Consider the following 18,078-nt stretch of genomic DNA (forward strand, 5'->3'; position numbering starts at 1 on the left):
GGAGGGGGTCTCGGCGAAAATGCGTTGTCTCGATGTGCCGCCGTCGATCAGACGCGGTCGCGCAGCGCCGCTCCGAGCTCAGCATCCACGTTCGTCCAGTACTGGAAGAACCGCTCGCGGATCTCGTCGATCGTGATCGAACGGCCCTGACCGGTCAGCGTCTCGAGGAATCGGACGCGCTGCTCGCCGTCGAAGACCTCGCGATACAGGGTCCCGGCCTGGCCGAAGTCGTCATCCTCGGCGTGCAGGGTCGCCGCCGAGCGCATGAGCTCGCCGTCGGCCTCCCAGCTCGCCTCGACGCCCGCCACGGGATCCGCTGCCGGACCGCCGGCCGCGCCGTAGGAGTTCGGGGTGTACGTGCGGTGCTCCGCGGGGTTGAAGCGGTACTGCATCTGACCCTCGTGCATGTAGTTGCGGGTCTCGGCGGCGTGGGGCTGGTTCACCGGAAGCTGGTTGTAGTTCGCACCGATGCGGTAGCGCTGCGCATCGGAGTACGCGAACACGCGAGCCATCAGCATCTTGTCGGGAGAGATCCCGGTGCCTGGCACCTGGTTCCCCGGCGAGAACGCGGCCTGCTCGATCTCGGCGAAGAAGTTCTGCGGATTGCGGTTCAGGGTGAACGTGCCCACCTTGATGCGCGGGTAGTCCTTCTTCGACCAGGTCTTGGTGAGGTCGAAGGGGTTGAACCGGTAGGCCTTGGCCTCGTCGTAGGGCATGATCTGCACGTACACGTCCCAGGACGGGTGCTCGCCGTGGCCGATCGCGTCGAACAGGTCGCGACGGTAGAAGTCCGCATCCGAGCCGGCGAGCTTCTCCGCCTCGTCGGCGCCCATGGCCTCGACGCCCTGCGCGGAGAGGAAGTGGTACTGCACCCAGAAGCGCTCGCCTGCGGCGTTCACCCACTGGTAGGTGTGCGAGCCGTAGCCGTTCATGTGCCGCCAGCTGCGGGGGAGTCCGCGGTCGCCCATGAGGTAGGTGACCTGGTGGGCGGTCTCGGGCGAGAGGGTCCAGAAGTCCCACTGCATGTCGGCGTCGCGGAGACCGGAGTCGCCGAGGCGCTTCTGCGAGTGGATGAAGTCCGGGAACTTCATGGCATCGCGGAGGAAGAAGGTCGGGGTGTTGTTGCCGACGATGTCGAGGTTGCCCTCGGTCGAGTAGAAGCGCAGCGAGAAGCCGCGCACATCGCGCCAGGTGTCGGGCGATCCCTGCTCGCCGGCGACGGACGAGAAGCGGATGAGCGTCTCGCTCTCGGCTCCGGGCTGGAACACGGCAGCCCGCGTGTACGCCGACACGTCTTCGGTGACGACGAACGTGCCGAAGGCGCCGCCGCCCTTGGCGTGCGGGTTGCGCTCCGGCACCCGCTCGCGGTTGAACGAGGCGAGCTTCTCGACCAGGTACCGGTCGTGCAGGACCGTGGGGCCGTCGGCGCCGACCGTCAGGGAGTGCGCGTCGCTGGCGACCGGCGTGCCGGTCTGCGTCGTGGTGGCGGGTGTCGGGGTGGCAGGGTTCGTCATGGTGTTTCTCCTTCTCCGCGCAGGCGCGACGAATACCCCCACCGGAGGATGGGGTGATCGACGGCTGTTACTGCGCGGCGTTCTGGCAGCTGGGGCAGAGGCCCCAGAAGGTGACTTCGGCTGTCTGGACGGTGAATCCCCCCGCCGAGGACGGGGTGAGACACGGCGCCTCGCCGACGACGCAGTCCACATCGCCGACCGCACCGCAGGAGGTGCAGACGACGTGATGGTGGTTGTCGCCGATGCGCCGCTCGTAGAGCGCCGCGGAGCCTGCCGGTTCGATCCGGCGGATGAGGCCCGCCGTCGTCAGGTCCGCGAGGATGTTGTGCACCGACTGGATCGACGTGGTCGGCAGCACTTCGGACACGGTGCGGTAGACCCGTTCCGCGTCCGTATGGGCCATGGAGTCCAGAGCCTCGAGCACCGCGACACGACCAGCGGTCGCGCGCAGCCCGGCGTCGCGAAGCGCCGAGTCGAGTTCCGTCTCCATGTCTCGAGCATACCCCGTTTTTTGAGTTGTTCAAAAGAACAGGATGCTGGCATGTCGTGGCGCGTCAGACGAAGCGGACGGTCTGCTGCAGCCGGGTGCGCACGTCGAAGAGCTCGTTGCCGCCGATGGCCCTGGCCTGCGGGACGCCCTGGCGCAGCACCATCGCGAGGGCGCTGCGGCGCACGACGACGACCGGGACGCCACGGCTCGTGCCTAGGGGGGTCACGGCCTGGGCGAGGTCGTCGTCGGGGAGCACGATAATCGCGCCGCTGAATCTGACCCGCGCCGCCTTCGCGATCGTGCGCATGCGGCCGAGCGCCGCCGTGACGGGTGCGCGGGTACCGAGGCTCGGGCCGGTGATCTCTCCGCGGCGGAAGCCGACGACCCCGCCGAAGTCCTCCGACATCACGCCGTACAGACCGGAGGGGCCCAGCACCACGTGGTCGAGCTTGTCGTCGGCCGTTGCTCCGGCGACGACGTCGTGCCAGACCGTGAAGCCCATGCCCAGCTCGGAGACCGTCCGTGCGGTGGCCTCTTCCGCGAGGGCGTCGGCGAGGAGTCGACGCAGGTCCCGCGGGGCCGAGCGCACGAGCGCGGGGTCATAGGGATCGGGAACGTCGACGCCGCGCCCCGCCCACTCGCGGATGAGGGCCAGATAGCGCTCGCGCCGCCAGCCACCGGGATGACCGTACGACCGTGCCCGTGGACGCGTATCGGTGCGCGCGGCCTGCGGTCGCCACCCGCTCCATCCGGCCCCGGTCTCGTGGGTCACGCCGGTGCGCCGGTCGTAGGCGGCGCGACCCTCCACGGTGCCGATCAGCTCCCACGCGCGCTGCACCTGGATGAAGACCGCCGCATCGCCGCCGGTGTCGGGGTGCGTCTGACGCAGCCGCAGACGGTAGGCGCGGCGCAGCTCGACGTCATCGACCGCGGGGTCGACGCCGAGGATCTCGTAGGCCGAGGCCGAGAGCGGACTGTCGAACATCGCTCTCCCTCCGCGACCGCGGCATCCAGGATAACCGGCGCTCTGTATGGGCGGGCTCGGAGCGCTCGCGGAATGGGTCAGTCGGGGACGTCGACGATGCGTTCGACGCCGATGACGGGGACGACCGAACCGGCGGATGCCGCGGCCAGGTCGGCGGTGAGGCGAGCGAGCTCGGCCTCGGGCGACCACAGCTCCAGCGTGGCGGTCGCCGCGTACGTCGGCTCGCCCAGCGTCGCGCCATGATGCGACGCCCAGTCGCGCAGCAGGTTGTCGTAGCGCCCGGCGTCCGCGTGCGGCACCTCGAGCGTCACCTGCCGGAGCGCCGCGCGACGCACGAGCGCGGCCAGGTCGAGAGCCTCTGACACCGCCGAGGAATACGCGCGGACGAGACCGCCCGCCCCGAGCTTGACCCCGCCGAAGTAGCGCGTCACCACCGCGACGACGTCGGTCAGTTCGCGCCGGCGCAGCACCTCGAGCATGGGGATACCCGCGGTCCCCGACGGCTCCCCGTCATCCGACGACCTCGCCTGGTCGCCGAGCAGCCCGGTGACCATCGCGGTGCAGTTGTGGTTGGCATCCCACGCGCGCCTGCGGATGCCGGCGATAACGACCTCGGCCTGTGCGACCGACGAGACGGGCTCGACGAGGGTGAGGAAGCGCGACTTTCGGACGACGATCTCGTGTTCGACCGCGCCCGCGATGGTCGCGGGGTAGCTGCGGGCGGAGGTCACCTCCTTCACGATACCGACGCCCGGAACCTCTCCGGTGGATGGGATCGACCGAACGATGGAGGTGCCGTCGGCGCGTCGGGGGAAGAATGTGAGCATGCCGTCCATCGACCAGCCACCTCCGCGGCCCGCGCGCACCTGGGCGAGCCTGGTCGGGTCGATCCGGATCGGTCAGGCCCTGATCACCGTGGTGCTGGTGGTGATCGGCGCCTGGCGTGCGGTGGGCGACGGGGTGCCGTTGCCATGGGTGCTCTCGCTCTCTCTCGTGTTCCTCGGCTGGTACGGCGGGGGTCTTCTGGTCAGCGATCGCACCGCGGATCGCCGTCTGGCGACCTGGTGGCTGCTCGGACTGACCCTCATCTGGCTCGGAGCGGTCGTCGTGTCGCCGGAGTTCGTCTGGCTCGCGTTCCCGCTGTGGCTGCTCGCGGGGTTCGTGATGCCGCTGCGGTGGGCCGTGGCGCTGAGCGTGCTGGTCTTCGCCGTCGTGGTCGCAGCGCCCATGGTGCACACGGGTGCGACGAGCTATGCCAACGTGATCGGTCCTCTCGTCGGCGGCGTCTTCGCGCTGGGCATCTCCCGCGGGTATCTGGAGCTCGTGCGCGACGGACGCGAACGACGTCGCCTGATCTCCTCGCTCGTCGCGACGCAGGAGGAGATGGCGGCGCTGCAGGACGAGCTCGCCCGCACGCAGCGCGAGTCCGGCGCCAGCGCGGAACGCACGCGGGTATCGCGGGACATCCACGACACCGTCGCGCAGGGTCTGTCATCGATCGGCATGCTGGCGCGCTCGGCCCTCACCTCCGACGACCCCCCGCAGCACGCGCGTGCTCTCGGACAGATCGATGCGCTCGCCGCCGAGGGCCTCGCCGATGCCCGGCGCATCGTGAACGCGCTGATGCCCGCCGAACTCGAGTCCACCGCGCTGGGCGATGCCCTCGCCCGCATGCTCGAACGCCTCGCCGACGAGACCGGGGTCGCGGCGACGCTCCACGCCGACGACGCCCTGCCGTCGCTCGGCACCGACGCGGAGGTCGCCCTGTTGCGGACCGCGCAGTCCGCCCTCGCGAACGTCCGTGCCCACGCCGACGCGTCGCGGGTCGTGGTCACCTTGGCCGACGCGGGCGACGCGGTGCGACTCGACATCGTCGACGACGGGGTGGGGTTCGACGCCACCCGGTGGGATGCCCAGGGCGGGGTGGACGCCCGAGGGGGTGGCTACGGTCTGCGTTCGATGCGCGCGCGGCTCCGTGAGCTCGGCGGAGGCCTCGACGTCGAGAGCGCGCCCGGTGACGGCACCGCGCTCTCGGCCCATCTTCCCTATCGGGGGGTGTCATGACCGCCGTGCGGGTGCTGCTCGTCGACGACCACCCCATCGTCCGTGCGGGTGTGCGCTCGCTGTTCGACCGTCGCGACGACATCGACGTGGTCGGCGAGGCGTCCTCCGGCGAGGAGGCCGTGCTGCTCGCCCGGCATCTGCACCCGGATGTCGTGCTCTGCGACCTGCGGCTGGGGCAGGGGATCGACGGCGTGCAGACGACCGCCGCGCTGCGAGCGGACAGCCCGGCGCCGGCCGTCATCATCCTGACGACGTTCGACCGCGACGCCGAGATCCTCGGGGCGATCGAGGCGGGGGCTGCCGGCTACCTCGTGAAAGACGTCGCTCCCGATGACATCGTGCGCGCGATCCGACAGGCGGCCTCGGGCGGGCTCGTGCTCACGCCGGAACTCAGCGAACGCGTCGTGCAGGTCATGCGCGCGCCACGGGTGCGCCTGACCGATCGGGAGCTCGATGTGCTGCGGCTGCTCGACACCGGAGCATCGAACCGCGAGATCGCGAAGACCCTGTTCGTCACGGAGGCGACCGTGAAGACGCACCTCGTGCACGTGTTCGAGAAGCTCGGCGCCGACAGTCGCGCCCGCGCCATCGCCATCGCCCGCGACACCGGACTGCTCTGAGGCGGTCCGGGGATCCCGCTCAGTCCCAGAACCGCTGCACGCGCGTGGCGAGATCGCGCATCGCCGACCCGTCCAGCACGATGCGCCGCTCATCGACGTCGAGTGCGGGCCACTGCATCACGAACTCGATCGGACCCTCCGGCGGCAGGGGCCACAGCCACAGCCGATCGGTCGACGAGTAGCTGTGGCTTCCGCCGCTCGCGCCCGCGCTGTTGCGCGAGAGGGAGTGCGCGGTCGTGTCCGATGCCTGCGCCTCTCCGCCGAAGTACGGGAAGCCTTCCACGAGGACCTTCTCGCCGTCGCCGAGCACCAGGCCGAAGCGCAGGCGGCCGGCCGGGTTCGTCGGTCCGCCCATCGGGCCGTGCCCCACGAAGTCGGCGCACAGCTCGTTCCATTCCGCTGCCGGAAGCCCGTCGCGTCGGAGCCGTCCTTCCAGCCGGAACTCCACGCCGTCGCTGTACACCGCGACGCCGATGAGCCCCAACGCCAGGTGGTCGTTGACGGCCAAGGTCTCCGAGACGGGAAGCAGCACCGGCAGCTCGTCCTCGGGGGCCTGCCACCACGGCTGCCGCTCCGACTCGCTCTCCTCGGGCTCCGGGATCTCGGGGTCGGGAGGGAAGAAGTTCATGCCCACAGGTCACCACACCTCCGGTCGGGCGCGCAAGAGGCGGGCGCCGCGTCTCCACCGTTCGATGGATCCGTGATGTGCGCACGGCGCGGAGGCTGGATGCGACTCGAAAGGACCACCCATGCGCAGGCTCTTCTACGCCGCGTTCGCCTCCATGCTCGCAGGCGTCGCCTCCGGACTCTTCTACCGGGAGTTCACCAAGATCAACGGCTTCCCGGAGGGGGAGTCCACGCAGCTCGGGCTCGTGCACACGCACCTGCTCGTGCTCGGCTTCGTCGTGCTGGTGATCGTGCTGCTGCTCGAGAAGGTGTTCACGCTCTCCGAGAGCCGTCTGTTCGGCTGGTTCTTCTGGGCCTACATCGCCGGACTCGTGCTGACCTCGGCGACGCTGTTCTGGCACGGCTGTCTCACGGTGCTCGGGCAGGAGTCGTCGAAGATGATCGCGGGGATCGCCGGCACGGGGCACATCCTGCTCACCGCAGGGATGGTGCTGCTGTTCCTCGCTCTGCGGAAGCGCCTGTTCGCCGCGAAGCCTGCCGTTCCGGCCGACTCCGTGCGCGCCTGATCGGGTCTACTCTCCGACGGACTCGTCGCGGAGGTGGGCGATGTGCGCCTCGTGACGTGCGAGATGGTTCGGCGACCGGCGGACGAACAGCCACGCCACGATCAGCAGCACGAACCAGATCGGCGTCACGAGCAGCGCGGTCAGCGTGTCGGGCTGCGTCGTGAGAGCCCACAGGATGAACACGAAGAACGCGAACACGACGAAGACCATGAACACGCCGCCCGGCATCCGGAACGTCGACGCCGCGACCTTGTCCTTGCGGGTGCGCCGGTACACGAGGTAGCTGCACAGGAAGATCGTCCAGACGAACATGAAGCACAGCGCCGAGACCGTGGTGACCATGTCGAAGGCGGTGCCGATGTCTTTGCCCGCATAGAGCAGCACCACGCCGGACAGCAGCAGGATGCACGAGAGGAACAGGGCGTTCTGCGGCACGCGGCGGCGGGAGAGGCGGGCGAACACGCGCGGGGCGTCGCCGTCCTGAGCCAGGCCGAAGACCATGCGCGAGGTCGAGTAGATCCCGGAGTTCGCGCTCGACATCGCCGAGGTCAGCACCACGAGGTTCACGACGGTGGCGGCGATGCCGAGTCCGGCGAGGGCGAACATCGCGATGAACGGACTCTCCCCGGCCACGTACTCGGTCCACGGGGTGACGGACATCAGCACGATGAGCGCTCCCACGTAGAACAGCAAGACGCGGATGGGGATCGCGTTGATGGCTTTGGGCAGGTTGCGCTTCGGATCCTTGGTCTCGGCTGCGGCCGTGCCGACGAGCTCGATCCCGACGAAGGCGAACACCGCTATCTGGAACCCGGCGACGAAGCCCAGGAAGCCGTGCGGGAACATGCCGCCGTGATCCCACAGGTTCGAGAAGCTCGCGGTCCCGGCGTCGTGCTGGAACCCGGTGAAGATCATCACGAGACCTGTGAGGATGAGCGCCACGATCGCGATGATCTTGATCAACGCGAACCAGAACTCCATCTCGCCGAACGCGGCGACCGTCGGCAGGTTGAGGGCCAGCAGCATCACGACCACCAGCACCCCGGGGATCCACAGTGGGATGCCGGGGAGCAGCGCATCCGTGTACCCGGCGATCGCGATCACGTCGGCGACACCGGTCACGACCCAGCAGAACCAGTAGGTCCACCCCGTGAAGAAACCTGCCCACGGTCCGAGCAGGTCGCTCGCGAAGTCGCTGAACGACGTGTACTTCAGGTTCGACAGCAGCAGCTCGCCCATCGCCCGCATGACGAAGAACAGCATGAACCCGATGATCATGTAGACGAAGATCACCGACGGACCCGCGACAGAGATCGTCTTCCCGCTGCCCATGAACAGGCCGGTGCCGATGGCGCCACCGATCGCGAGGAGCTGGATGTGGCGGTTGCTCAGCGCTCGCCGCAGCTGCCGCCCCTCGCCGTCGTCCGTGGCGTCGCTCTCTCGTCCGGTTGCCTCGGTGTGGTGCTTCGTCACGTGCGTCCTCCGGTCGTCGTCGACGGTGTCGCTCCGACGGTACCTGCGTCCATCCGCGCCCTTTCGAACCGCGATCCGGCATACTGCGCCGAAACGATTCGATAAGCTGGGACGGCCCCGATCCACCCCCCCAGTTCTGCGAGCCTCTCCTCCATGGCCACCTCCCTCACCACGGGCCGCCCCTGGCGCGTCATCCTTGCCTTCTCCATCCCGCTCCTCCTCGGCAACGTGGTGCAGCAGCTCTACCAGTTCGCCGACGCGATCGTCGTCGGCAGACACCTCGGCGTCACGTCGCTCGCGGCTGTCGGTGCGACCGGCAGTCTGCTGTTCCTGCTGTTGGGATTCGCCTGGGGCCTGACCAGCGGTTTCGCGATCCCGATCGCCCAGGCGTTCGGCGCCCGCGACGATGCCGCCGTGCGTCGATCCGTCGCGACGGGGGTGATCCTCAGCGCGATCACGAGCGTGATCCTGACGGTCGCCGCTCCGCTCCTCGCCGGACCGATCCTGGCCCTGCTGCAGACGCCGGCCGAACTCATGCCGGAGGCGACGATCTTCACGCAGATCAGCTTCCTCGGCGCGAGCGCGACGATGTTCTTCAATTACCTCTCGGCGATCATCCGCGCGATCGGCGACTCCAGGACGCCGCTGGTCTTCCTCACGGTCTCGTGTGCGCTCAACGTCGGCCTCGTCGTGCTGATGGTCGGCCCCCTCGAATGGGGCGTCGCCGGTGCAGCGCTGGCCACGGTGATCGCGCAGGCCGTCTCGGTCGCCCTCTGCCTGGAGTTCGTCCGCCGCCGGCTGCCCATGCTGCACCTGCGTCGCGCGGACTGGCGGGTCACCGGCGCCGACATCGCCGAGCACCTGCGTCTCGGCCTGCCCATGGGGTTCCAGGCGTCGATCATCGCGATCGGAACGCTCACGGTGCAGGTGGCTCTGAACACCCTCGGCGCCGACGCCGTCGCCGCCTACACGACCGGATCCCGCGTCGACAGCCTCGCCGTGGCGCTGCTGTCGTCGCTCGGCCTCGCGGTCTCGATGTACGCGGCGCAGAACCACGGCGGCCGCCGCCCCGATCGCATCCGTCGCGGCGTGGTCGAGGCGACCTGGATGTCGGTCGGCGCCGGCGTGGTGCTCGGCGGGCTGCTGATCGCGTTCGGCGCACCCATGGTCCGCCTGTTCATCGGCGACGGCTCGGACGACGTGGTCGACATGGCGCACCAGATGCTCATCATCAACGGATGCGGCTACTGGGCGCTCGGCATGCTCTTCGTGCTGCGCGGCGCGCTCCAGGGCCTTGGCCACACGCTCGTGCCGACCGTGACAGGTGTGATCGAACTGGTCATGCGCGTCGGGGCGGCCATCGTGCTGGGTGCCTGGATCGGGTTCGACGGGGTGGCCCTCAGCAACCCGCTCGCGTGGGTCGGGGCGATCGTGCTGCTGGTGCCGGCGTACGTGCGCGCGCACCGGGCGCTCGGCAGGCTGCCCATCGCCCCGGCGGAGGCGACCGAGACCTCGGCGATCGCGATCGTCGGGCCGACAGACGGCTCCATGGTCGTCGACGCCGTGGTCACCCAGCCGGTGCGGGTCGTACGGCCGCGTCGTCTGCGCTGGCCGAGCCGCAGCTGAGCCCACCCCCGGCGCCTCGTCATCCGGCGGATATCCGTCTCGAGGATGACGCGGATGGGACTTGAGACGGATGGCCTTTCCGCGACACACTTCTACTGTCGAGGTAGCGGGGTTTCCGCTGACGGGGGGTCGTCATGACGACAATGAGAGTGGCCAGCGATCTGGCTGCGGTGATGGTGCCGATCGGATACGTGGGAGCGGCTGTCGCCGGCGTCTGCGCGATCGTCGCTGCGGTCGCGATCATCCGCGGCTCCGGTGCGGTGACGGGTGGCGCTGTCGGGCTGTGGATCGTGGGCGCGCTGATGAGCGTCACGGCATCGTTCGCTCAGCAGTGGTTGCCGCTGATCCTGGCGTGCGCGGCGCTCGTCGCCATGCTGACGATCGGCGGCGTCGTCCGAGCCATCGTGAACGCGTCGGGTGTCGAGCGCCCGCAGCGCACGCCCGACGAACCGCTCCCGGCCGCGGTGAAGCCGGCCGTCGCCGTGTCCAAGCCCGCGCGAGCGACGACGGCGACCGCCTCGATCGCGATCGTGCCCTGAGCGCTCAGCGGTAGTCGCGGTCGCGGTGCTGCCCCGACTCGTCGCCTGACTCCACGCGGGCGGCCTCTCGTGCGCGCAGCTCGACGCGACGGATCTTCCCGGAGATGGTCTTCGGCAGCTCGGGCACGAACTCGATGATCCGCACCCACAGGTGCGACGACAACCGCTCGTGCGCGTAGGCGAAGATGGCGCGTGCCGCGTCCGACTCCGCAGCGCCGGCAGCGGGGGCCAGGCAGACGTAGGCCTTCGGCACGGCCAGCCGCGTCGGGTCCGGACTCGGGATCACGGCCGCCTCGACCACGAGGTCGTGCTCCAGCAGCACCGACTCGAGCTCGAACGGCGAGATCTTGTAGTCGGAGGCCTTGAACACGTCATCGGAGCGTCCGACATAGGTGAGGTAACCGTCGTCGTCGCGCACCGCGATGTCACCCGTGTGGTGGAAGCCGCCGATGCGTGACTCGGTGGTCTTCTCGGGATCGTCGTAGTACCCGGCCATGAGTCCGAGTGGCGGGTGCGAGAGGTCGAGGGCGATCTCGCCCTCACCGTCGACCACTTCTCCGGTGACCGGGTCGAGCAGGACGACCGGGTAGCCGGGCAGGGGCCGCCCCATGGATCCGACCTTGACGGTCTGGCCGGGCGAGTTCCCGATGCAGGCGGTCATCTCGGTCTGTCCGAACCCGTCGCGGATCGTGCCGCCCCAGGCGTCGCGCACGCGGTCGATGACCTCGGGGTTCAGGGGCTCGCCCGCGCCGACGAGTTCGCGCGGAGGATGACCGAGCCTGGTGAGGTCGGCCTGGATGAGCATCCGCCACACGGTCGGCGGCGCACAGAACGTCGACACGTGATGCGTGTCCATGATCTGCATGAGCGCGTTCGCGTCGAAGCGGTCGTAGTTGTAGACGAAGACGGTGGCCTCGGCGAGGAACGGCGAGTAGAAGCTCGACCACGCGTGCTTCGCCCAGCCGGGGGACGAGATGTTGAGGTGCACGTCGTCCGGCCGCACGCCGAGCCACCACATGGTCGACAGGTGGCCGATCGGATACGAGACGTGCGTGTGCTGCACGAGCTTGGGACGGTTGGTGGTCCCCGAGGTGAAGTACAGCAGCGCGGTGTCCGACGCCGGGGTCGGTGCGTCGGGCTCGAAGTCCGTCGGCGCGGACGACGAGTCGTGGAAGCCCGCCCATCCGGCAGGGATGTCCGCGCCGACGCCGATGCGCAGGATGCTGCTGTCGATGCCGTCGAGGCGGTCGGCGAGTGCTCCGAGAGTCACGACCGCGCCGGCACGTCCGTGCTGCACGCGGTACTCGAGGTCGGAGGAGGAGAGCAAGGTGGAGGTCGGGATCGACACGGCGCCGATCTTCGTGATCGCCAGCATCACCTCCCACAGCTCGATGGTGTTGTTGAGCATCACGATCACGTGATCGCCGCGGCGGATGCCGAGTCCCGAGAGCCACGCGGCGACCTGATCGGAGCGGCTGGAGAGCTCTCCGTACGTCCAGGCGTGCAGGCTGAGGTCGGCCTCGACGATCTGCACGGCAGGGCGATCCGGCGTCTCGGCGGCCATCACGTCGAACCACTCCAGCGCGAAGTTGAACTCGTCGACGTCGGGCCAGGCGAAACCGGCGCGGGCTGCCGCATAGTCGGTCGCATTCGCGAAGAGGAAGTCCCGCATCTCGCGGATCTTCTCGGTGGCTGCGGTGGCGCTGCGGCTCATGGTGCTCCTCTGCTCCTGTGCGGACGTGCGTTCCATCCTCTCGCACGACGTGGTCGCCGTGACATCCGGCCGTCAGCCGGGAAGAAGCCCGGCGCCGTCGCGAAGCTCGAACACCAGCTGGGTCTCGGTGCCGCGCACCACAGGGTGGATCGTGATGTGCTCGAGCACGATGTCGCGGAGCGCCGTCGCGTCCTCCACCGCCACGTGCACGAGGAAGTCGTCGACACCGGCGACGTGGAACACCTGCAGCACGCGAGGGATGCCTGCGAGTGCGTCGAACAGGGCAGTGACCTTCGCGCCGGTGTGGTTTGCCAGGCGCACCTTGATGATCGCCTGCAGCGGGTAGCCGAGGGCGGACCCGTCCACCCGGATGCGGGTGTCGCGGATGACACCGCGCTCGCGGAGCGCCCGCACGCGGTGGGCGCAGGTCGAGTCGGCGAGACCCAGCCGATGCGCGAGCGCCTTGTTCGTGATCTCGGCGTCGCGGGTGAGCGCCGCGAGCAGCTCGAGGTCGATCTCGTCGAGTTGTGCTTTCGCCAACACGGTCCCCTCTCGCCGGCCGGATCTCGCTCAGAATAGCGTCATCGGTCAGATCTCCGGCGACTTCTGTCGACTTCCTGCGGATTCATCGTGATTCCGGCAACGTGGAGGGCATGACTGCACCGCTGCATCCTGACACCGTCGCCGTCCACGGCGGCCGCTCCGACCTCGAGGGTCTCGGAGTGCACGCGCTGCCGATCGACCTGTCGACGACCAACCCGCTGCCCGACATCGAGCGCGGCGGAGACTCCTACGAGGCCATGGCCACAGGAGGTCGACCGCCCGCCGACGGCAGCATGGTCTACGCGCGGCTGTGGAACCCGACGGTCGCCCGCTTCGAAGAGGCTCTCGCCGAGCTCGAGCACGCTGAGGCCGCCGTGGCCTTCGCGTCGGGCATGGCGGCGATGACGGCGGTGATCCTCGCCCACACCGGCGCGACAGGGGCGCGGCACGTGGTGGCCGTCCGCCCGCTCTACGGCGGCACCGACCACCTGCTCGGCTCCGGCCTGCTCGGCGTCGAGACCACCTACTGCCACCCCGACGAGGTGGCGGCGAGCGTGCGTCCGGACACCGGACTGGTCGTGGTGGAGACCCCGGCGAACCCCACGCTCGACATCGCCGACATCGCCGACGTCGTGCGCCAGGCCGGCGCCGTGCCCGTCGTGGTGGACAACACCTTCGCCACTCCGGTGCTGCAGAACCCGATCGACCTGGGCGCCGCGATGTCGCTGCACAGCGCCACCAAGTACCTCGGCGGGCACGGAGATGTGATCGCCGGCGTCGTCGCCTGCAGCGAGGAGACCGCCGAGGCGCTGCGCCGCGTGCGCGCGGTCACCGGGGGGCTGCTGCATCCGCTCGGGGCGTATCTGCTGCACCGCGGACTCACGACCCTGCCGGTGCGGGTGCGCCATCAGCAGGAGAGCGCACGCCGGGTGGTGCAGTGGCTGATCGACCGTCCGGAGGTCGCCGAGGTCTTCTATCCGGGGCTCGACGGCGACCCTCGGGGCATCCTCGACCGGCAGATGCGCGGGACGGGCGCGATGATCGCGATGCGGATGCGGGGCGGTTTCCCTGCGGCGTCAGCGGTCACCACGGCGACGACGCTCTTCACGCACGCGGTCTCCCTCGGCGGGGTGGACTCGCTGATCCAGCACCCGGCCGCGCTCACACACCGCCCGGTTCCGCCGGAGGCCCGCCCCGGCGCCGATGTGCTCCGCCTGTCGATCGGGCTGGAGGATGTGGACGACCTGATCGCCGATCTCGCCGGAGCCTTCCAGGCGCTCGACGCTCAGACCGCCGGGAGCCGGATGGTGCCCGTCGCGACCCGTTCGGTCGGCATGCGGTCACGGTCGTAGGTGATCTCCCGATAACCGTGCGGGGTCGGCGTCCCGTCGTCGTCGAGGCTCACGAACACGATCTTGTCGATCGTCAGGATGCGTTTGCGCGTGATCATGTTGCGCGCAACGGCACGCATCGTGAGTGAGGTCGTGCCGAAGTGCGTGGCCTGCAGGCCGATCTCGATGAGGTCGCCCTGCACGGCCGATGCCTCGAAGTTGATCTCCGAGATGTGCTTCGTGACGGCGCGGTAGTTGCCGAGCTGCACGATCGCGTAGATCGCGGCCTCCTCGTCGATCCACTTGAGCAGGCTCCCTCCGAACAGCGAGCCGTTCGCATTGAGGTCCTCGGGGCGCACCCACTTGCGGGTGCGGAAGGTGAGTCCGTCTTCCGACCAGGCCGGTGTCTTCTGCTTCGCCATGGACACGAGGGTACGAGCGCTGTGAGTCGGCGATGTTACGGGCCGTTTTCCTGGAGCGCACAGCGGCTTCGGACCGGAATTGTGCACTCACCACAAGAAACTGAGTATCGAACGTGGTGGGACTTGGTTTCGACCGGCAAATCCTGAAGGGGAGTGTCGGCGCGCCCATACAGTCGCCCGTGGCAACGACGCCACTGACCCTGGGAGTCCTCGATGACGAGTGTAAAACCCCACGCGCACGGAACCGGCATGCGCATCGCCGTGATCGTGCTCAGCCTGCTGCTGGCCGCGATGGTGATCCTGTTCCTCGTGACGACGAGCAAGATCGCCGCCGGAGCATCCGAGCTCGCCGACGGCACCGTGGCCGCGAAGGACGGCTCTGCCGACCTCGCGGCCGGGGCCGATGACCTCGCCGCCGGAGCCGACCTGCTCGCCGACGGCAGCGACGACCTCGCAGCGGGTGCCGCAGCCGCGCACTCCGGTTCGCAGAAGCTGAGCGACGGCGCCACGAAGGCGGCAGTCGGAGCGACCACCCTTGCCGAGGGCGCGGGGAGCCTCGCGGCCGGTGCATCGACCGCCGTCGACGGCGCCGGCCGGGTCAGCGGGGGAGCGCAGACCGCGCTCGCCGGGGCGCAGGAGCTCTCGACCAAGCTGGTGCAGGCCGAGGCCGGTGCGGCGACGGTCGCCGCCGGGGCGGCGAAGCTCTCCGCAGGCGTCGACGGCGCACACCGGTACGCGAACGGTGTGCTCTCCGGTGCCAGCACGCTCAGCGACACTCTGCGCGCCGGCGTGACGTCGTCGGTGCTGACGCTCGCCCACCCCGACACGAAGGCCGCACTCCAGGGTGTCGCCGCGACGGCGCCCGGTCACTCCCAGCAGCTCGCCGACGGCCTCGCCGGCCTTCTCGCAGCCGACCCCACGAACCCGCAGCTGCAGGCGCTCGCCCGACTCGCGGCCGGCGTCGACCAGGAGGTCGATGCCCTGGCGGCACCCGCAGCCGCAGCTCCCGCTCTCGCCCAGGGACTCGTCGGCGCGGCCGACGGTGCGGCGAAGGTCACTGCCGGTGTCGGGGCGATCGTGCACGGCGACCCCTCGAAGGGCTGGCCCGGTACCGTCGCCCTCGTCGCCCCCGAAGGCGCTCCCGCGCTCGCGGCCGGGGCGCAGAAGCTCCACTCCGGGACCTCGCAGCTCTCCGCGGGCGCCGAGCGGCTGGCCTCCGGGCTGCAGACGCTCTCCACCGGCGCGTCCGCCCTCTCCTCCGGAACCGTGAACCTCAGCGCGGGTGCGGCGCGCCTGAACGAGGGCGCGAGCGCGCTCGCCATCGGGGTCGGAGAGCTGCAGTCCGGCTCCGGTGCCCTCGACACGGGCATCGCGAAGCTCTCCGACGGCGCGACGACGCTCGCGGGTGGGTCCGACGACCTCGCGGCAGGCGGCGACGCGCTGCAGACCGGAGCCGCCGACCTCGCCGCCGGCACCGGCCTGATCGCGGACGGCTCCGGCACGCTTGCCGCCGCCACAGCCGGAGCGGCGCCGTCGACGCTGCCCTGGATCCTCGGCATCGTCCTGGCCGGACTGATCGCGATCGGCTTCTGGATCGGCCACCGCATCTCCCACCGCCGCGCCCTGGCCCTGGCCGCCTGACCCCTCCCCTCCCCACCCCACCCCACCCCCCGGGCCTGAGCGGATGCCGCCCCACCGGCATCCGCTCAGGGCAGAGCCGCCCAGGGCGGAAACGGCCACCGGTGACCTGGCGCAGACGGATGCTGGGGGCATGAGCGAAGACAACTCCCTCCCGCAGTTCGGCCCCGAAGCCCGGCGCGCGCTGTTCCACGAGCGGGTGCTCGTGCTGGACGGCGCCCTCGATGACGACAACGGAACGCTGCTGATGACGCAGCTGCTCGCGCTGTCGGCCGAGGATCCGACGGCCGACATCGCCCTCTGGATCCACTCGCCGGGCGGCTCGGTGCCGTCGATGCTCGGGATCCGCGACATCATGCGACTCGTCCCCAACGACGTCGCGACACTCGCGCTCGGACTCGCGTGCAGCGCAGGGCAGTTCCTGCTCTCGGCCGGCACTCCGGGAAAACGCAGGGCACTCCCGCACGCACGCATCCTCATGCATCAGGGGTCGGCGGGCATCGGCGGTTCGGCGGTCGAGATCGAGACGCAGGCCGACGACCTGCGACACATGCGCGACACGGTGCTCGGTCTCATCGCGGACGACACCGGCCAGCCGATCGAGCGCATCTTCGAAGACTCCCTGCACGACCGTTGGTACACCGCGACGCAGGCCCAGGAGTACGGGTTCATCGACGAGATCGTCGCCTCGATCGCCGACGTGATGCCGCGTCGACGCGCGCACGTCGGGCTGGGGGTGGGCGCATGAGCGGCTACACGATCCCCAACGTCATCGCGCAGCATCCGCGGGGCGAGCGCATCATGGACGTCTACTCGCACCTGCTCGCCGAGCGCGTCATCTACCTCGGCACGGGGATCGACGCCGGGGTCGCGAACGCGCTCATCGCGCAGCTGCTGCACCTCGACGCGGACAGCCCCGAATCCGGCATCCAGTTCTACGTCAACAGCGAGGGCGGCGATCCCGGAGCCGCGCTCGCGATCTACGACACGATGCAGCACATCCGTCCGGCCATCGCGACCACGTGCGTCGGGCAGGCGATCGGTCCGGCGGCGCTGCTCGTCGCGGCGGGTGCCCCGGGGGAGCGTGCGGCCCTCTCGCACGCCCGCATCGTGCTGCACCAGCCGGCCGGGCAGTCGCGCGGTGCGATCCCCGACCTGATCCTCGCGGCGGACGAGGTGGTGCGGGTGCGCTCGGACATGGAGGACATCCTCGCCAGGCACAGCGGCCGGACGGTCGAGGAGCTGCGCGCCGACACCGACCGCGACCGCGTGTTCACGGCATCCGCCGCGCAGGACTACGGCCTCATCGACAGGGTGCTCGGGCCCCGCACCGTGTGATCCCGGGGGTACGGGGGGACGGTTGTCGGGAGGATGCACGGATGTCGGGCGGACGGACGGCGTGTCTCCCGACATCCGCGAATACTCCCGACGGGTGTCCCCGACGGACGGGACGGGCGAGGCGGACGGGACGGGAGGACGGACGGATCGGGCGGGTCAGGCGGCGAGGGCGAAGGAGGTGCGCGACGCGGACACGGCCGCGGATGCCGGAACCGTGGCGGAGCGGAGTTCGTCGGCCACGGCGCTCGTCAGCTCGATCAGGCTCGTGTCGAGGGCCCCGGCGATCGCGGCGATCATCTCGCTCGATGGCTCCTTCAGCCCGCGTTCGACCTCGGAGAGGTACTGGGGAGAGACGCCGGCCTTCTCCGCGGTGGCCGTGAGGGTCTCCTCACGGTCGTGTCGACGTCGACGCAGCTGATCGCCCAGGAGGTGGCGCCACAACGGCTCGGGGCCGTGGGACTTCGGACGGTCGGAGCGGGGAGCGGGCGGGAAGGAGAGAAGGTCGGCCATGCCTCACGATATGCCGCCCGTTCCGGAGGCTTCGAGCGGTTCTGCTCAGAGCAGAACGCGGGGGGCGGCCGATACCCG

General features: G+C 69.9%; 19 protein-coding genes. 9 read left to right on the forward strand and 10 right to left on the reverse strand.

The features are described 5' to 3' along the window. Positions 1-47: 47 nt before the first annotated feature. The 4 genes from AB0E56_RS03770 to AB0E56_RS03785 all read right to left on the reverse strand — a co-directional run bounded on the left by AB0E56_RS03770 (position 48) and on the right by AB0E56_RS03785 (position 3,720). The gene (locus AB0E56_RS03770) at positions 48-1,514 is read right to left on the reverse strand and encodes a catalase (RefSeq protein ID WP_359796764.1); all 1,467 of its coding nucleotides are present in this window, start codon (positions 1,512-1,514) and stop codon (positions 48-50) included. Between the two features lie 67 nt (positions 1,515-1,581). Next, on the reverse strand, positions 1,582-2,004 hold the full coding sequence (locus AB0E56_RS03775; RefSeq protein ID WP_359796766.1) for a Fur family transcriptional regulator: 423 nt from the start codon (positions 2,002-2,004) through the stop codon (positions 1,582-1,584). Positions 2,005-2,068: 64 nt separating this feature from the next. Further along, a complete protein-coding gene (locus AB0E56_RS03780; protein WP_359796768.1) occupies positions 2,069-2,989 on the reverse strand; it encodes a DnaJ domain-containing protein in 921 nt (306 codons plus the stop codon). A 77-nt stretch (positions 2,990-3,066) separates the two neighbouring features. Next, positions 3,067-3,720: a YigZ family protein gene (locus tag AB0E56_RS03785; protein WP_359796769.1), complete on the reverse strand. Its 654-nt coding sequence runs from the start codon at positions 3,718-3,720 to the stop codon at positions 3,067-3,069. Between the two features lie 94 nt (positions 3,721-3,814). Between AB0E56_RS03785 and AB0E56_RS03790 the strand changes: the two genes are divergently transcribed. Both AB0E56_RS03790 and AB0E56_RS03795 read left to right on the forward strand, forming a co-directional pair. Continuing rightward, positions 3,815-5,053, forward strand: coding sequence for a sensor histidine kinase (locus AB0E56_RS03790; RefSeq protein WP_359796771.1), 1,239 nt, complete (start codon positions 3,815-3,817; stop codon positions 5,051-5,053). Further along, positions 5,050-5,673, forward strand: a complete 624-nt coding sequence (locus tag AB0E56_RS03795; RefSeq protein ID WP_359796773.1) for a response regulator transcription factor — start codon at positions 5,050-5,052, stop codon at positions 5,671-5,673. Before AB0E56_RS03790 ends, AB0E56_RS03795 begins: the two co-directional genes overlap by 4 nt. A gap of 19 nt (positions 5,674-5,692) precedes the next feature. Here the strand turns inward: AB0E56_RS03795 and AB0E56_RS03800 are convergent, their stop codons facing one another. Next, positions 5,693-6,301 (reverse strand): hypothetical protein, encoded by a 609-nt coding sequence (locus tag AB0E56_RS03800; RefSeq protein WP_359796775.1) that lies wholly within the window; start codon positions 6,299-6,301, stop codon positions 5,693-5,695. 121 nt (positions 6,302-6,422) lie between these two features. Here AB0E56_RS03800 and AB0E56_RS03805 point away from each other — a divergent pair, with 121 nt between their 5' ends. Beyond that, entirely contained in the window at positions 6,423-6,866 is a 444-nt protein-coding gene (locus tag AB0E56_RS03805; protein ID WP_359796777.1) for a DUF2871 domain-containing protein, read from the forward strand. Between the two features lie 6 nt (positions 6,867-6,872). Here AB0E56_RS03805 and cycA read toward each other — a convergent pair whose 3' ends face one another. Next, positions 6,873-8,339 (reverse strand): D-serine/D-alanine/glycine transporter, encoded by a 1,467-nt coding sequence (gene cycA / locus AB0E56_RS03810; protein ID WP_359796779.1) that lies wholly within the window; start codon positions 8,337-8,339, stop codon positions 6,873-6,875. A gap of 153 nt (positions 8,340-8,492) precedes the next feature. Here cycA and AB0E56_RS03815 point away from each other — a divergent pair, with 153 nt between their 5' ends. Beyond that, a complete protein-coding gene (locus AB0E56_RS03815) occupies positions 8,493-9,965 on the forward strand; it encodes an MATE family efflux transporter (protein ID WP_359796780.1) in 1,473 nt (490 codons plus the stop codon). Between the two features lie 134 nt (positions 9,966-10,099). Beyond that, positions 10,100-10,504 carry a hypothetical protein gene (locus AB0E56_RS03820; protein WP_359796782.1) on the forward strand — a complete coding sequence of 135 codons (405 nt, stop codon included), beginning with the start codon at positions 10,100-10,102 and terminating at the stop codon, positions 10,502-10,504. Positions 10,505-10,508: 4 nt separating this feature from the next. Here the strand turns inward: AB0E56_RS03820 and AB0E56_RS03825 are convergent, their stop codons facing one another. Together AB0E56_RS03825 and AB0E56_RS03830 are read right to left on the reverse strand one after the other, a co-directional pair. Beyond that, entirely contained in the window at positions 10,509-12,218 is a 1,710-nt protein-coding gene (locus tag AB0E56_RS03825) for an AMP-binding protein (RefSeq protein WP_359796783.1), read from the reverse strand. A 72-nt stretch (positions 12,219-12,290) separates the two neighbouring features. Continuing rightward, on the reverse strand, positions 12,291-12,758 hold the full coding sequence (locus AB0E56_RS03830) for an Lrp/AsnC family transcriptional regulator (RefSeq protein WP_359796785.1): 468 nt from the start codon (positions 12,756-12,758) through the stop codon (positions 12,291-12,293). 113 nt (positions 12,759-12,871) lie between these two features. On the opposite strand from AB0E56_RS03830, the gene AB0E56_RS03835 reads away from it, so the two are divergent. Further along, entirely contained in the window at positions 12,872-14,113 is a 1,242-nt protein-coding gene (locus tag AB0E56_RS03835) for a PLP-dependent aspartate aminotransferase family protein (RefSeq protein ID WP_359796787.1), read from the forward strand. Here the strand turns inward: AB0E56_RS03835 and AB0E56_RS03840 are convergent. Continuing rightward, a complete protein-coding gene (locus tag AB0E56_RS03840) occupies positions 14,047-14,514 on the reverse strand; it encodes a hotdog domain-containing protein (protein WP_359796789.1) in 468 nt (155 codons plus the stop codon). The two genes, AB0E56_RS03835 and AB0E56_RS03840, sit on opposite strands and share 67 nt — an antisense overlap. Before the next feature lie 213 nt (positions 14,515-14,727). Between AB0E56_RS03840 and AB0E56_RS03845 the strand changes: the two genes are divergently transcribed. The 3 genes from AB0E56_RS03845 (at position 14,728) to AB0E56_RS03855 (ending at position 17,490) form a co-directional block, all read left to right on the forward strand. Then, positions 14,728-16,155, forward strand: coding sequence for a hypothetical protein (locus tag AB0E56_RS03845; protein WP_359796791.1), 1,428 nt, complete (start codon positions 14,728-14,730; stop codon positions 16,153-16,155). Positions 16,156-16,285: 130 nt separating this feature from the next. Next, positions 16,286-16,900 carry an ATP-dependent Clp protease proteolytic subunit gene (locus AB0E56_RS03850; protein WP_359796792.1) on the forward strand — a complete coding sequence of 205 codons (615 nt, stop codon included), beginning with the start codon at positions 16,286-16,288 and terminating at the stop codon, positions 16,898-16,900. Next, a complete protein-coding gene (locus AB0E56_RS03855) occupies positions 16,897-17,490 on the forward strand; it encodes an ATP-dependent Clp protease proteolytic subunit (protein ID WP_359796793.1) in 594 nt (197 codons plus the stop codon). The genes AB0E56_RS03850 and AB0E56_RS03855 overlap by 4 nt, the downstream gene beginning before the upstream one ends. A 156-nt stretch (positions 17,491-17,646) precedes the next feature. Here AB0E56_RS03855 and AB0E56_RS03860 read toward each other — a convergent pair whose 3' ends face one another. Next, entirely contained in the window at positions 17,647-18,000 is a 354-nt protein-coding gene (locus AB0E56_RS03860; RefSeq protein WP_359796795.1) for a helix-turn-helix transcriptional regulator, read from the reverse strand. Between the last annotated feature and the right edge of the window lie 78 nt (positions 18,001-18,078).

The organism is Microbacterium sp. NPDC028030, from assembly GCF_040637855.1.
Lineage (GTDB): Bacteria > Actinomycetota > Actinomycetes > Actinomycetales > Microbacteriaceae > Microbacterium.